Genomic DNA, 14,489 nt, shown 5'->3' with positions numbered 1-14,489 from the left:
TCCTTTGAAAAGGCAAAGTGTTCATATATTGTGGTGAAAGGAAAGAAAAATGAGCAAAATTAGCAATAGCGGGAACGAATCAAAAAATACTCTCTATTGCTCGTTCTGCGGCAAGAGTCAGCATGAGGTGCGTAAGCTCATTGCGGGGCCTACTGTATTTATCTGTGATGAATGTGTAGAGCTTTGCATGGATATTATTCGGGAAGAAAATAAGTCTTCTGGGGTTAAGGTGCGTGATGGTGTTCCTACGCCACAGGAAATTATAACAGTTCTTGATGACTATGTTATTGGTCAGCAGCATGCAAAGCGTGTTCTTTCTGTTGCTGTTCATAATCATTATAAACGGTTGGCGCATCAGTCTAAAAGCAATGATATTGAGTTGGCTAAATCAAATATTCTTCTTGTTGGTCCAACGGGTTGTGGTAAAACTTATCTTGCACAAACATTAGCACGTATTATTGATGTGCCTTTTACGATGGCGGATGCGACCACTTTGACTGAAGCGGGTTATGTGGGAGAAGATGTTGAAAATATTATTCTTAAGCTCCTTCAAGCAGCAGATTATAATGTTGAACGTGCACAGCGTGGTATTGTTTATATCGATGAGGTTGATAAGATTTCTCGTAAAGCAGACAATCCTTCTATTACAAGAGATGTTTCGGGGGAAGGAGTTCAGCAAGCATTATTAAAAATTATGGAAGGAACGATTGCTTCTGTTCCTCCTCAAGGTGGACGTAAGCATCCGCAACAAGAGTTTCTTCAGGTTGACACCACAAACATCTTATTCATTTGTGGGGGAGCTTTTGCAGGTTTAGAACGGATTATTTCAGGGCGTGGTGAAAAAACTTCTATTGGTTTTTCTGCGACTGTTAAGGCTCCGGATGAGCGTTGTGTCGGTGAAATTTTTCGTGATTTAGAGCCTGAAGATCTTATTAAATTTGGTTTAATACCAGAATTTATTGGGCGGCTTCCTATAGTCGCTACCTTAGAGGATTTAGATGTTAACGCCCTCATGCAAATTTTATCCCAACCTAAAAATGCGTTAGTAAAGCAATATCAGCGTCTTTTTGAAATGGAGAATGTTGAGTTAGCATTTCATGAAGATGCTTTACGTGTTATTGCAAAGAAAGCAATTGAACGTAAAACTGGTGCTCGTGGTTTACGTTCTATTATGGAGAAGATCCTTCTTGAGACGATGTTTGAGCTACCGGCTCTTGAAGGCGTTCAAAAAGTGGTTATTTCGAGTGATGTCGTTGATGGTAAAGCGCGTCCTCTTTATATTTACTCAGAACGTGCAGAAGATAAAGAAAATGTATCAGCATGACATTGTGCGATGCACAATATAAAAGGTGGTAGTGAACGGTATTTGATAGGTGTTTCTAATAATATCATTATAATGCTTGATTTATGTATGAGTAATTACCACTTCATGTACAGTGAAGAGCTGAGATTTTCTAAAGGTGGGCTAATTGTTGTAGATAGCTCATAGGCTCCAGAAAGGAGAGTTATGCAATATATTGATGAAAAGACAGATGAAGTAAGAGATGGGGTTTATGCTGTTTTACCTCTTCGTGATATTGTTGTCTTCCCCCATATGATTGTTCCACTTTTTGTGGGCCGCGAAAAATCAATTCGTGCTCTTGAAGAAACGATGGCGGTTGATAAGCAAATACTATTGGTGACACAAAAAAATGCTTCTGATGACGATCCAAAATCAGAGGATGTTTATCATATTGGTACATTTGCTAATATTCTTCAACTTTTAAAGCTTCCTGATGGTACTGTAAAGGTTTTGGTTGAAGGAACTGCACGTGCAAAAATTAGTCAATTTTCTTTAAGTGAAGGTTATCATCAGGCTTTTGCAACTGTTACAGAAGAACCTAGAGAGAGTGATGTTGAGATTGAAGCTCTTTCAAGGTCAGTGATTACTTATTTTGAAAACTATGTAAAGCTTAATAAAAAAATCTCTCCTGAAGTTGTGAATGCGATTGGCCAGCTTGATAATCCTTCTAAGCTTGCCGATACGATTGCTTCTCATTTGATGATTAAACTGGCAGAAAAACAGGAAATATTAGAGCTCTTACCTGTGCGGGCCCGTCTTGAACGTGTTTTGTCCTTCATGGAAGGAGAAATTTCTGTTTTGCAGGTTGAAAAACGTATTCGTTCGCATGTTAAACGGCAAATGGAAAAAAACCAACGAGAATATTATCTCAATGAGCAGATGAAGGCTATTCAAAAAGAGTTAGGAGCAGGTGATGATAGCCGAGATGAACTCTCTGAATTAGAAGAGCGTATCAAGAATACAAAACTATCCAAGGAAGCGCAGGAAAAAGCTGGAGCAGAATTGAGAAAATTACGGAATATGTCTCCGATGTCTGCAGAAGCGACAGTTGTACGTAACTATCTTGATTGGTTATTAGCAATGCCTTGGGGTAAAAAATCTAAGATTAAAAACAATTTAGATTTTGCTGAAAAGGTCATGAATAATGAACATTTTGGTCTTGAGAAAGTTAAGGAGCGAATTATTGAATATTTGGCCGTACAAAGTCGCGCGTCAAAGATAAAAGGTCCCATTATTTGTTTGTTAGGTCCTCCAGGTGTAGGGAAAACATCATTAGCGCGCTCTATTGCAAAGGCAACGGGACGTGAGTATGTTCGTATCTCATTGGGAGGTGTCCGAGATGAAGCAGAAATTCGTGGACATCGCCGAACATATATTGGCTCGATGCCTGGAAAAATTATCCAGTCTATGAAAAAAGCAAAAAAATCTAATCCGCTTTTCTTGCTTGATGAAATTGATAAAATGGGCCAAGATTTTCGTGGCGATCCTTCATCCGCTTTATTAGAAGTTCTTGATCCTGAACAAAATGGTACATTCATTGATCACTATTTGGAAGTTGAATATGATCTTTCTGATGTCATGTTTATCACAACTGCCAATACGCTTAATATTCCAGGTCCGTTAATGGATCGTATGGAAATTATTCGTATCGCTGGTTATACTGAATGTGAGAAAATGGAAATTGTTAAACAGCATCTTTTACCAAAGGCACTAAAAGATCACTGTTTGTCTAAAAAAGAACTCAGTATTTCTGATGGAGCACTAAGGTCAATTATTCAGTTTTATACACGTGAGGCAGGCGTTCGTAACCTTGAACGTGAACTCATGAAAATTTCTCGCAAATCCGTTACAAAAATTCTCAAAACACATCAAAAATCTGTAAAAGTTACAGAAAGTAATATTCATGATTTCTTGGGTGTTAAACGTTATCATTACAATCAGATTGAAGGAGAAAATCAAGTTGGTGTTGTAACAGGTCTTGCGTGGACAGAAGTCGGTGGAGAGTTATTGACTATTGAAGGAGTTATGATGCCCGGCAAAGGGAAGATGACTGTAACTGGAAATTTACGTGATATTATGAAAGAGTCCATTTCAGCGGCAGCATCTTATGTACGTTCTCGTGCTGTTGATTTTGGTATTGAACCTCCACTTTTTGAAAAACGCGATATCCATGTTCATGTTCCAGAGGGTGCGACACCAAAAGATGGCCCATCGGCTGGGATTGCAATGGTGACAGCAATTGTTTCGGTCCTTACAGGAGTAGCTGTGCATAAAGATATTGCAATGACTGGTGAAATTACTTTACGTGGACGCGTTTTACCCATTGGTGGATTAAAAGAAAAACTCTTAGCAGCTCTTCGAGGAGGGATAAAAAAAGTACTTATTCCTGAAGAAAATGCAAAAGATTTGGTTGATATTCCTGATGATGTCAAAAATAATATGGAAATTATTCCGGTAAATCATGTGAGTGAAGTTTTGAAACACGCTTTGGTTCGTTTTCCAGACACTATTGAATGGAAAGAACCCTCTACAGGGGCTGTGCCAATCCGGTCAGAGAGCAGTGATAGTGAAGGAATACAGATTGCGCACTGATTCACTTATCTCATTTATAACGGCATTTTTTAGGTGGTAGAAGATGTTGTTGAGGTTATTATTCTGTTTTTTGTTGGAAAAAGTGAAAAATTCCGTGAATAACTGTGATTATTGCTAAAAAAACAATGTTTTGGATAAAAATAAGACTTCTGTTTGCTGTACTTTTCAATAAACTGACCAATAACATGATTAAGTCATGTTCAGGTAATATAGGGAAAGGAAATATTTTATGAATAAAAGTGAATTCGTTAGCTCCGTTGCTGAAAAGGCAGGTGTTTCGAAAGCGCAAGCTGGTGCTGTTGTTGATGCTTTTATGGCTTCTGTAACAGAAGCTTTGGCTTCAGGGGGAGATGTTCGTCTTCCAGGTTTTGGCACTTTTGAAGTTTCTCATCGTGCTGCAACAAAGGGGCGTAATCCTTCAACTGGTGCTGAAATCGATATTCCAGCACGTTCTGTACCCAAATTTTCTGCAGGAAAAAGCCTTAAAGAAGCAGTTAATAAAAAATAATTTAAGCTACATTAAAAAAACCCGATTTATTTATAAACGGGTTTTTTTAACACATGTGTTATGCTTGTTTTTCACATAAAACTTTGAGATCCTTGCGATATTTTTTATTTTCATGTATTGCTGAAATATATTGTTTTTAGTCTTTTCAATGAAATATTGTACTGTATTAATTGAGCGCGGGTATGGCTTATAAAATGTAATATTAACTTTTATTACGCTGAAGTGTTACGGTATTTATTTCAAAACAAGATCCGTAAATAATATGAAGCGGAAAACTCTGTAAAGTCCATAAAAGTTATTATATATCACCATTTACGCTTAATAAAAGTGCATGTTGGTGCCACCTTGCTATCTATTTTCTCAGTTCCTATAATGTTGCGACTAGCCCCAGATATCTGAGACGAGTGCATAAGGGATAGTTTTATTCTTTTACTCTTATACGCCAACCTTTCTTGTGACGCACCAAGAGGATAATTTTATTGATTTATTATAAGATCCTGAAATAAAAAAATCTTTTGATATTCAGATTTGGTTTTTAATATTGGGATTTTTCTTGGCATTTGAGAGGGGAGAGATAGCTCCAGCTCTATCCTACAAATATTTTTTCCATATCTTTATTTCACTTGTGATATGCAAGCGAGTATTTTTCCTTCATCATACAAGAGTTAAAATAAGAGAAGATCATAAATTTTGAGGGAGGAAGTTACAAAACAGAAAAATTACTCTTATAAAATAATATACATTACGTAATATAAAAACTATTAATAAAGATAGTACAGTATTACTTGTGTATTTCCATTTATTTATTTTGATTATTCATAATATGTTTATATAATTATTTTGTTTTTAGTCATTAAATCATATTAAATCATTGATAGCGGTAAAGTTTTTTATAGCGATAAAGTTTTTTATAGCATCTACGTTATAGAATAAATAACGAAACATAGAGAAGTATTCATGGATTGGAGAAGACAGTAAAAGGCTTTAGAATGACTTTTTCATGAGAGTCATAGAGATTTATTAGAGAGGCGAATCGTGTGATTTTTATCAACAGAAGCTCTTTGATTCTTTATTTGCTAACCACTGAATACAATCATTGAGAGCTCTCGCTGTTATAACTTGCTTTTTTGCTAATTTTTTTTCTTTACTTGGTAAGCGTTTTTCTGAATGTTTAATAGAAGTAATAGGGGGAAAGAGTCCGAAATTGATATTCATTGGCTGAAAGGATTGTCTTTCTGTTTCTTCTATTACAATATGCCCCCCCGTAATATGATGCAAAAGGGCACCGAATGCAGTGGTTTGTGGGGGGAGGCAAGGACAGTTATGATGATATTCTGCAGCGGCAAAATGTCCAGCAAGAAGCCCTATTGCAGCTGATTCTACATAACCTTCACATCCGGTAATTTGTCCTGCAAAGCGTAGTCGTTTTGTTTGTTTTAAACGAAGGGTTTGATCAAGAATGATTGGAGAGTTGAGGTAGGTATTGCGGTGAAGACCACCAAGACGCGCAAACTCTGCTTTTTCAAGACCGGGAATCGTTCTAAAAATGCGAATTTGTTCACCATATTTCAGTTTTGTTTGAAAGCCGACCATATTGTAAAGGGTTCCAAGTTTATTATCTTGGCGTAATTGAACAACAGCATAAGGTTTAACTGTAGGGTTATGGGCATTGGTTAAGCCCATAGGTTTCATAGGTCCATGTCTTAAAGTTTCAAGTCCGCGTTCAGCCATAATTTCAATGGGTAGGCACCCATCAAAATAGGGTGTTTTTTCAAAGTCACGAAACTCTGTTTTGTCGGCATTTTTTAACGCTTGAACGAATGTTTCATATTGTTCTTTGTTGAGGGGACAATTAAGATAATCTTTTCCTGTTCCTTCAGGACCAATTTTATCATAGCGAGACTGATACCAACAAATATTCATATCAATACTGTCGGTATGGATAATAGGTGCAATAGCATCAAAAAAAGAGAGCGATTCTGTTCCGGTTATTGCTTGTAATTCTTGAGCAAGTGCAGATGAGGTAAGGGGACCTGTTGCAATGATAACATGTTGCCAAGCTTTAGGAATTTTTTGAACTTCTTCACGTTTGATTGTTATAAGAGGGTGGTTTTCTAGTGCTGTTGTAACGGTTTTTGAAAATCCATCACGGTCAACGGCAAGAGCACTCCCTGCAGGGACTTTATTGGTATCAGCAGCTTTCATAATTAATGATTTCGCTAATCGCATTTCAGCATGGAGAAGTCCTACGGCATTTGTTGATGAATCATCGCAACGAAATGAATTTGAACAAACCAGTTCTGCCAAATGATCGGTTTTATGGGCATCTGATTTTTTTAGGGGGCGCATTTCATGCAAAATAACAGAAATTCCTGACTGAGCGATTTGCCAGCTTGCTTCACACCCTGCAAGGCCACCACCGATGATATGAATTGGAGTATCAAATGTCTTTAACATAATCGACTTTTAGCGTAAGCAGCCGTGTATGAAAAGCGTAGATTTTGTTTTTTTTAATATATTTGTTTGCTTTTTTTCTGTAATTAATGGTATAGAGACGCCGCTTGTATAAGGTTATTAGCTTGTCAGTTTGGCGGATGTGGCGAAATTGGTAGACGCACCAGATTTAGGTTCTGGCGGGAGACCGTGGGGGTTCGAGTCCCTCCATCCGCACCAAAGCAATCCCTTAAGTGCTACGGATTTCTACGTGTCTGAAATTCCGCTTCATGGTAAATGTAACACTCGAAGTGTTAGAATGTAATGATTATTAGAGTGGGTTGATCCCTCTCCTTAGAAAAATGAAGGTGTTTAATGCAGGTTACCGAGACGCTTAATGAAGGACTGAAGCGCGAAATTAAGATCGTGGTTCCAGCGAAAGATTTAGAAGAAAAGTTGAATGAACGATTGGATGATACCAAGGGAAAAATCAAGCTTAATGGTTTTCGTCCCGGTAAAGTGCCTAGTGGGCATTTGCGAAAAATGTATGGTAAATCCTTTATGGCGGAGATTCTCAATGAGATACTCAGTGATGCACCCCGTTCTATTTTAGCGGACCGCAATGAACGTGCAGCGATGCAGCCAAAAATTGATATAGATGAAGATGAAAAAATTCTAGATGGCAAAGCTGATTTTACTTTTAGTTTAAAGTATGAAGTTTTACCAAAAATTGACATTAAAGATTTTGAACATATTAAGGTTATCCGTGAAATTGCAATTATTCCTGAACAGGATATTGATGATCAAGTCAATCGCGTCCTTTCTTCTACGCGTAATTATTCTCTAAAAGAGGGGAATTCTGAAGAAGGTGATCGCATTACCATAGATTATCAAGGTAAGCTTGAAGGCGTTCCATTTGAAGGTGGGGCAGATAGTGATGCACAACTGATTCTTGGGGCAAAACAATTTATTCCTGGTTTTGAAGAGCAATTGGTTGGTGTGAAAGCTGGGGATGTAAAAACGATTTTTGTTAAATTTCCTGATAATTACAGTGCGGCACATTTGGCGGGACGGGAAGCAGAGTTTGACATTACTGTCAAAGCTGTCTTTAAACCAGATGAATTAAAAATTGATGATGAAGCAGCGCAAAAAGTTGGTTTAGAGTCTCTAGATCGCTTACGTGAGGTCGTTCGTGGGCAGATTGAAAGCCAATATGGTTCAGTGACACGTCAAAAAGTTAAGCGTCAAATTCTTGATGCTTTAGATGCTGATTATAATTTTGAGATTCCTGAAGAACTTTTAGAGGTTGAGTTTAACAATATATGGGCTCAGGTTAATGATGATTTGAAAAAGGCTGGGCGCAGTTTTGAAGATGAAGGTATTACAGAAGAAAAGGCACGGGAGGAATATCGTGTCCTTGCGCAGCGTCGTGTTCGTCTTGGTTTGGTGCTTTCTGAAATTGGAATGAAGGTTGGTGTTAAAGTTAGTGAGGATGAGCTAAAAGCAGCAGTTTTTGATCAGGTTCGCCAGTATCCTGGACAAGAGAAAGAGATTATGGATTTTTTCCGTAAGACTCCGGAAGCTGTTGAAAATCTACGTGCTCCGATTTTTGAAGAAAAGGTCATTGATCATTTATTAGCACAGATAAAAGTCACAGATAAAGAAGTGACGGTTGAAGAGTTGATGAAAGAATATGACGAATCAGATATCCCTGAAGAAAAGCCGGCAAAGAAAAAGTCTGCAGTGAAAGAAACGTCTACAGAGAAAAAACCAGCTAAGAAAAAGGCTCCTAAAAAAGCTTAATATTTATGCAAACAGAACAAGCCCGATAGAAACGGGCTTGTGTTGTAAGATTTATGTCCTGGGGTTACACTGAGAGAATGGTTTTAGATAAGCCATGAGTAAATTTTAAAATATTGGTAGTGGATTGGCAATGAGCATCATTGATACGCGTACTCCTGATTCTAAGCGTTTTATTTCTGGAGTTACAGGTGATTGGGAAGTCATCATTGGCATGGAAGTTCATGCGCAAATCATATCAAATTCAAAACTTTTTTCAGGAGCATCAACAAAATTTGGTGCAGAGCCGAACAGTCATGTATCACTTATTGATGCAGCCATGCCAGGTATGTTACCTGTTCTTAATCAAGAATGTGTTCGTCAAGCGGTTCGAACGGGGTTAGGATTAAAGGCGCATATTAATTTAAGATCTGTTTTTGATCGCAAAAACTATTTTTATCCAGATTTACCGCAGGGGTATCAGATTTCTCAATTTCGCTATCCGATTGTGGGAGAGGGAAAGATTATTATATCTGTTGGTCCAGATTCGAATGGCCAATTTGAGGATATTGAAGTGGGAATTGAGAGGTTGCATCTTGAACAAGATGCTGGAAAATCGATGCACGATCAACATCCAACAATGTCTTTTGTAGATCTTAATCGTTCTGGTGTTGCTCTTATGGAAATTGTTTCCAAGCCTGATATGCGCTCATCAGATGAAGCCAAAGCCTATATGACAAAATTGCGTACGATTGTTCGTTATTTGGGCACTTGCGATGGCAATATGGATGAAGGTTCTATGCGTGCAGATGTCAATGTATCTGTTCGTCGTCCTGGTGAAAATTTTGGAACGCGCTGTGAAATTAAAAATGTGAATTCTATTCGCTTTATTGGTCAAGCAATTGAATATGAAGCGCGTCGTCAGATCGCAATTTTAGAAGATGGAGGCGTCATAGATCAAGAGACTCGGCTTTTTGATGCCGCTAAAGGTGAAACGCGCTCTATGCGCTCAAAGGAAGAAGCGCATGACTATCGTTATTTTCCTGATCCTGATCTTTTACCGTTAGAATTTGATCAAGCATTTGTGGATGCTTTGGCAGCAGACTTACCAGAGTTGCCTGACGCTATAAAAGCACGTTTTGTTAAGGAAATGGGATTGACAGTGTATGATGCTTCCATTCTTGTGACAGAAAAGGCTATTGCTGATTATTTTGAAGAGGTAGCGCGTGGGCGTGATGGAAAAATAGTTGCCAATTGGGTGATTAACGACCTTTTAGGGGCTTTAAATAAAGATAATCGTGAGATTGAAGAGTCACCAGTATCGCCAAATCAATTGGGAAGCATTATTGATCTTATAAAAGAAGGAGTTATTTCTGGAAAAATTGCCAAAGATCTTTTTGAGATTATTTGGAATGAGGGGGGAGATGCACGCCAAATTGTAGAAGAACGAAATATGAAGCAGGTAACGGATACAAAGGCTATTGAAAGAGCTGTTGATGAGATCGTTGCCAATAATTCTGATAAAGTTGCGCAAGCAAAGCACAAACCTGCTTTAGCTGGTTGGTTTGTTGGACAGGTAATGAAAGTAACAGGTGGTAAGGCAAATCCCCAAGCTGTTAATGAATTGGTTAAGATGAAACTTGGCATAGATTAAATTTTATGGGGTGGAGAAGAAGCCATACATATGATATCTTCTTGAAATTAAAGGATAGCACGTTAACCTATCAATTGGAATTGTAGTTGAATTTACTAGTAACTTTTTCGATAATTTCAATCGTTAATAATTTTATTCCAACGATTAATTTCATGAACGCACTAAATGAATGGAATAGCAGATGGCTCGTTTTTTTAAGCAAATCTTCACATGGTGGAATGGCAATACCATTGGTACGCGTTTTTTCACATGGCGCAAAGGTAAGCGGATAGGGGAAGATCAATTTGGAAATATATATTATGAAGGAGGACTTCATAAGGATGGTTATCCGCACCGTTGGGTTATCTATAAAGGCTATTCTGAGGCCTCTACTATTCCACCAGGTTGGCATGGCTGGATTCATCATCGCTGTGAGTGTCCACCAACACAAGAGGATTATCATCCTTATGAATGGGAAAAGCCACATGTTGCCAATATGACAGGAACAAATGAGAACTATCGACCAAAGGGGGCTATCACCTCCAATGGAGAGCGTTCTTGTGTGCATGAAGATTATGATGCGTGGTCACCTAAAAAATAACATGTTTTAATGTGCGTGTGTATTTTTGTCTTATTTGACTCTATGTTATGAAAAGAATTATTTTTTAAGGTGCGATTGATTTTGATATGATGAGATTTTTTTTATTGTTAGGGGCGAGGCATTTTTTTTATATTTTTTTTATGGAAATTTTAGTGTTTTTATCCTTAAATAATGGGGTGCGGGCTGAGCGTATTAGCAATGGAATTGCTGTTTTTGCAGGTCTTGACAAAATCACGGGACGGACCACACGTTTTGAAGTTACTCTTGGTAAAATTTATCAGTACGGCGCATTACAGGTAACACCACGTGCGTGTTATACGAGCTCTAAAGATGAACCCACGCGTACAACTGGTTTTGTTGAAGTCAATGAAGTAACATTAGATAAAAAAATACGGCGTATTTTTACAGGATGGATGTTTGCAGATAGTCCTGGTTTGAACGCTGTTGAGCATCCTATTTATGATGTGTGGTTAAAGGATTGCAAGCAGAATGCTCAAGATCTTCCTCTTCAATAATTAGTGTGTTATCTATTTATAATACATTGATTTATAATGGTCCTTTATCATTTTACAACTTAATAGCAAATTCCTATGATTACCTCATTTAATTTTTTTTATATTGAATAATCCAAACTATTCTCTTGCGCGTTACAAGTGGCGGATGTGTCAATAACACTGTCTAAAAAAAGGAATAAAAAATTCCGTCATGAACTGTTTAAATTCAAAGATGCATCATTAGAATCAACATATTTTTTAAGTGTTTCATAAGAGACAGTTCTTGAATTATATCTGTTAAAGGTTGAAATGAAAGGCTTGTTTATATTTGTTAAAGAGATGAACTGACGCTTTTGCATGTATGTGGGAAACAGATTATCAAGTAAGTAATTTATCATGAAACACTAATTATTATATCTAGAGAACGCTGTATTGGTATTTTTCTCATAGAGATGTCGTTTTTCGTTCAAAGCGTAGAAGCAATGCAGGCCATATTAATGGAAAAATTGAGATTTAAGATTCTTTAAAGTTTATCAATCGAAGTATAGCTTGGTTAAAAAATGCAATAATCAATATATTTCTAGTAAGAAAATAATGTTTATATATTTTTATTATACACCACCTCATAAGTGAGTTTGTCTATTCGTAAGTTCTTGTATATTGCATGGTAACTTCACATTTAAGTAAGTAGGATACCACTAAGTTTGTAAATCATATTCTTGATATCCATGCTTTTTAAAATCTTTTGTATAAAATACACGTGTTTTCATATAGAGCTATTGAAAATTTAAAAAGGGGTTTCGAAGAGGCGTTGAGAAGATTCTGCATCACTGGGAATGGTATATTTATTTTGTATAAAGTATAACCCATTTTCTAAAAAATACGAGATTTTATACAATGAAAGTTTCTAGTCACCACCATAATGATGTTTCCCGATTGCCAAAACAACCTAAAGAACCCTTATTGAATGTTCCATTTATTATAGTTGTTTTGATAGCATTTTGTTTTTGTCTTTATTGCATTTCTCAGTATTTTTTTTCTCATCATGTTTATGTTGAAAGTCTTGAGCTTTTTTCATTTATACCAGCATTGTTTAAGAGGGATCCTGTAGCATTTTGTTATACCATGGTGAGTTATTCATTTATGCATAGTAGTTTTAAACATGTTGCTCTTAATATGGTTTGGCTTTTGGTTTTCGGTTCTCCTTTAGCAAGGCATTTTGGTGTTTTACGTTTTTTAATTTTTTGGGTGTTAACGGCAGTTATTTCTGTTTTGACTTATTTTACATTTCATCAAGAAAGTACCATATCACTTATTGGGGCGTCAGGTGCCGTATCTGGAATGATGGGTGCTATTGCACGTTACGGTTTTCCTAGTGGTAATCTAGCTGTCAATGCGCAGAACGAAAAACTTTTAGGACCTTTATTATCTGTCAAAAAAGCTCTGTGTTCTAAGGGGGTTCTTGTTTATATGAGTGTATGGCTGACGACTGATTTGATCATAGGTATTTCTTCTATTTTGTTTGAAGAAAATGGCATCTCAATAGCATGGGAAGCTCATATTGGCGGGTTTTTTGCGGGTTTTTTGTTGGTTGGTTTTTTTGATGTTTCACAAAAAATTAAAAACTAGAATCTAAGATATTGATGTGCCACATAAAGAGCTATTGTTGCTGCATTTGAAACATTTAATGATTTAATATTTCCAGGCATGTCAAGGCGTGTTAAAGCGCAAACGGTTTCGCGTGTTTTTTTACGTAAACCTTTACCTTCTGCTCCTAAAACAAGAGCAATTTTATTCCCTGTTAATGCTGTTTCTAGAGGTTGGTCACCTTCTGAATCGAGACCAAAGCTTGTAAAACCTGTTTGATGAAGTTCTTGAAGAGCTTCAGCAAGGTTTCGTACGGTAATATAATGAATCATTTCCAGAGCTCCAGATGCCGCTTTCGCAAGAACACCGCTTTCGTGGGGAGAGTGACGGCAAGTTGTAATAAGTGCTTTAGCTTTCAATGCAACTGCAGAGCGCATAATAGCGCCAACATTATGTGGATCGGTAATTTGATCCATGACAATGACCAGATCAGTATTGGTTAGTTCCGACAGTTTGCATGGTTTGAGGGGGAGAGTTTCCAAAACAATACCTTGATGAACAGCCTCACTTCCAACAAGCGAATCAAGATATTTGGGGGTGCATAATGTAACAGAGCAAGGATAATCTGATTCGGATATATTTAATCGTTTTAAGGCATTTTGTGTAACGTAAAGACATTTTAAAATTCTTTTTGGGTTTTCTAAAGCAGCCTGAACAGAATGAATGCCATAAAGATGGATGATCTCTTGCTGTAAAGAAGCAGCTTTCTTCTTTGGGTGTGTAAAAGATCGAGAAGGAGAGCCTTTTGTATCGCGATATCGGCGACGCAAACGAGCATAATGAGAATTTTGTGATGTTTTTTCTTTCATAGCTTCTTTATAACGTGTTAATAAGAAAAATAGAGAGAAAAAATCTATGATTTAAAATTATGAGCAGGAAATTTGTACAGAATTGTATTTATTCTGTTGACAGATACAATAGTAATCGTCATAACCACTTCGCAATCAGATTGAATTGAATGGGTATTCAAGATGGTTGTCGTGATGTCTCATTGCGCGACTTTATCGGTGTAATGGAGGGGTGCCCGAGTGGTTAAAGGGGGCGGACTGTAAATCCGTTGCGTATGCTACGTTGGTTCGAATCCAACCCCCTCCACCATTCATCGAAGGAGAGTTAGTACGTGGGTCATGCGGGTATAGCTCAATGGTAGAGCAGCAGCCTTCCAAGCTGAATATGCGGGTTCGATTCCCGCTACCCGCTCCAAATGGTTGTTGATGATTGGGCAAATAGGTATGATGGAGGATATTCCATTTATAGATTTGGTGGGGTTTTCCGTCTAAGAGTTGTGGTGATTGGGCTGTTTACAGTCTGGTCAGACTTAAGTTTTGCAGAACTGTCCCTAGGTGCTAATAAAAATAGGGAATAAAACAAGAGATTAATAGCAATGGCGAAGAGCAAGTTTGAACGAACAAAACCGCATGTTAATATTGGTACGATTGGTCACGTTGATCATGGGAAGA

General features: G+C 37.4%; 10 protein-coding genes, 3 tRNA genes and 1 pseudogene. 12 read left to right on the top strand and 2 right to left on the bottom strand.

Annotated elements, in window-relative coordinates; genetic code table 11:
• Positions 1-49: 49 nt before the first annotated feature.
• The 3 genes from clpX (at position 50) to ACFINX_RS01030 (ending at position 4,442) form a co-directional block, all read left to right on the top strand.
• Complete coding sequence (gene clpX / locus ACFINX_RS01040) at positions 50-1,324, top strand: ATP-dependent Clp protease ATP-binding subunit ClpX (protein ID WP_273723371.1); 1,275 nt, start codon at positions 50-52, stop codon at positions 1,322-1,324.
• Between the two features lie 183 nt (positions 1,325-1,507).
• Positions 1,508-3,934 carry an endopeptidase La gene (gene lon, locus ACFINX_RS01035; RefSeq protein ID WP_375628987.1) on the top strand — a complete coding sequence of 809 codons (2,427 nt, stop codon included), beginning with the start codon at positions 1,508-1,510 and terminating at the stop codon, positions 3,932-3,934.
• Positions 3,935-4,163: 229 nt separating this feature from the next.
• Positions 4,164-4,442: an HU family DNA-binding protein gene (locus ACFINX_RS01030; protein ID WP_375611283.1), complete on the top strand. Its 279-nt coding sequence runs from the start codon at positions 4,164-4,166 to the stop codon at positions 4,440-4,442.
• 1,047 nt (positions 4,443-5,489) lie between these two features.
• On the opposite strand, the gene trmFO is transcribed toward ACFINX_RS01030, so the two are convergent.
• Positions 5,490-6,899: a methylenetetrahydrofolate--tRNA-(uracil(54)-C(5))-methyltransferase (FADH(2)-oxidizing) TrmFO gene (gene trmFO, locus ACFINX_RS01025; protein WP_375638120.1), complete on the bottom strand. Its 1,410-nt coding sequence runs from the start codon at positions 6,897-6,899 to the stop codon at positions 5,490-5,492.
• Positions 6,900-7,032: 133 nt separating this feature from the next.
• Here trmFO and ACFINX_RS01020 point away from each other — a divergent pair.
• The 6 genes from ACFINX_RS01020 (at position 7,033) to ACFINX_RS00995 (ending at position 13,011) form a co-directional block, all read left to right on the top strand.
• Positions 7,033-7,115: transfer RNA gene (locus ACFINX_RS01020), tRNA-Leu, on the top strand.
• Between the two features lie 135 nt (positions 7,116-7,250).
• Positions 7,251-8,678, top strand: a complete 1,428-nt coding sequence (gene tig / locus ACFINX_RS01015; RefSeq protein WP_375612892.1) for a trigger factor — start codon at positions 7,251-7,253, stop codon at positions 8,676-8,678.
• Between the two features lie 130 nt (positions 8,679-8,808).
• Positions 8,809-10,308, top strand: a complete 1,500-nt coding sequence (gatB, locus tag ACFINX_RS01010) for an Asp-tRNA(Asn)/Glu-tRNA(Gln) amidotransferase subunit GatB (RefSeq protein WP_375611286.1) — start codon at positions 8,809-8,811, stop codon at positions 10,306-10,308.
• Between the two features lie 181 nt (positions 10,309-10,489).
• Positions 10,490-10,888 carry an NADH:ubiquinone oxidoreductase subunit NDUFA12 gene (locus ACFINX_RS01005; RefSeq protein WP_375638123.1) on the top strand — a complete coding sequence of 133 codons (399 nt, stop codon included), beginning with the start codon at positions 10,490-10,492 and terminating at the stop codon, positions 10,886-10,888.
• Positions 10,889-10,977: 89 nt separating this feature from the next.
• Positions 10,978-11,403 (top strand): DUF2155 domain-containing protein, encoded by a 426-nt coding sequence (locus ACFINX_RS01000; RefSeq protein ID WP_375611302.1) that lies wholly within the window; start codon positions 10,978-10,980, stop codon positions 11,401-11,403.
• An 876-nt stretch (positions 11,404-12,279) separates the two neighbouring features.
• On the top strand, positions 12,280-13,011 hold the full coding sequence (locus tag ACFINX_RS00995; protein WP_375649652.1) for a rhomboid family intramembrane serine protease: 732 nt from the start codon (positions 12,280-12,282) through the stop codon (positions 13,009-13,011).
• On the opposite strand, the gene ACFINX_RS00990 is transcribed toward ACFINX_RS00995, so the two are convergent.
• Entirely contained in the window at positions 13,008-13,838 is an 831-nt protein-coding gene (locus ACFINX_RS00990; RefSeq protein WP_375612889.1) for a TrmH family RNA methyltransferase, read from the bottom strand. The genes ACFINX_RS00995 and ACFINX_RS00990 overlap by 4 nt on opposite strands.
• Before the next feature lie 205 nt (positions 13,839-14,043).
• Here ACFINX_RS00990 and ACFINX_RS00985 point away from each other — a divergent pair.
• From ACFINX_RS00985 to ACFINX_RS00975, 3 genes and pseudogenes are all read left to right on the top strand, one after another.
• Positions 14,044-14,127: transfer RNA gene (locus tag ACFINX_RS00985), tRNA-Tyr, on the top strand.
• 31 nt (positions 14,128-14,158) lie between these two features.
• Positions 14,159-14,232: transfer RNA gene (locus ACFINX_RS00980), tRNA-Gly, on the top strand.
• 181 nt (positions 14,233-14,413) lie between these two features.
• Positions 14,414-14,489 (top strand): annotated as a pseudogene (locus tag ACFINX_RS00975) (elongation factor Tu); the annotation flags it as partial.

Source organism: Bartonella sp. AP36NXGY (assembly GCF_042195865.1).
Taxonomy (GTDB): Bacteria; Pseudomonadota; Alphaproteobacteria; order Rhizobiales; family Rhizobiaceae; genus Bartonella.
This window is presented reverse-complemented; position numbering and strand designations above follow the sequence as displayed.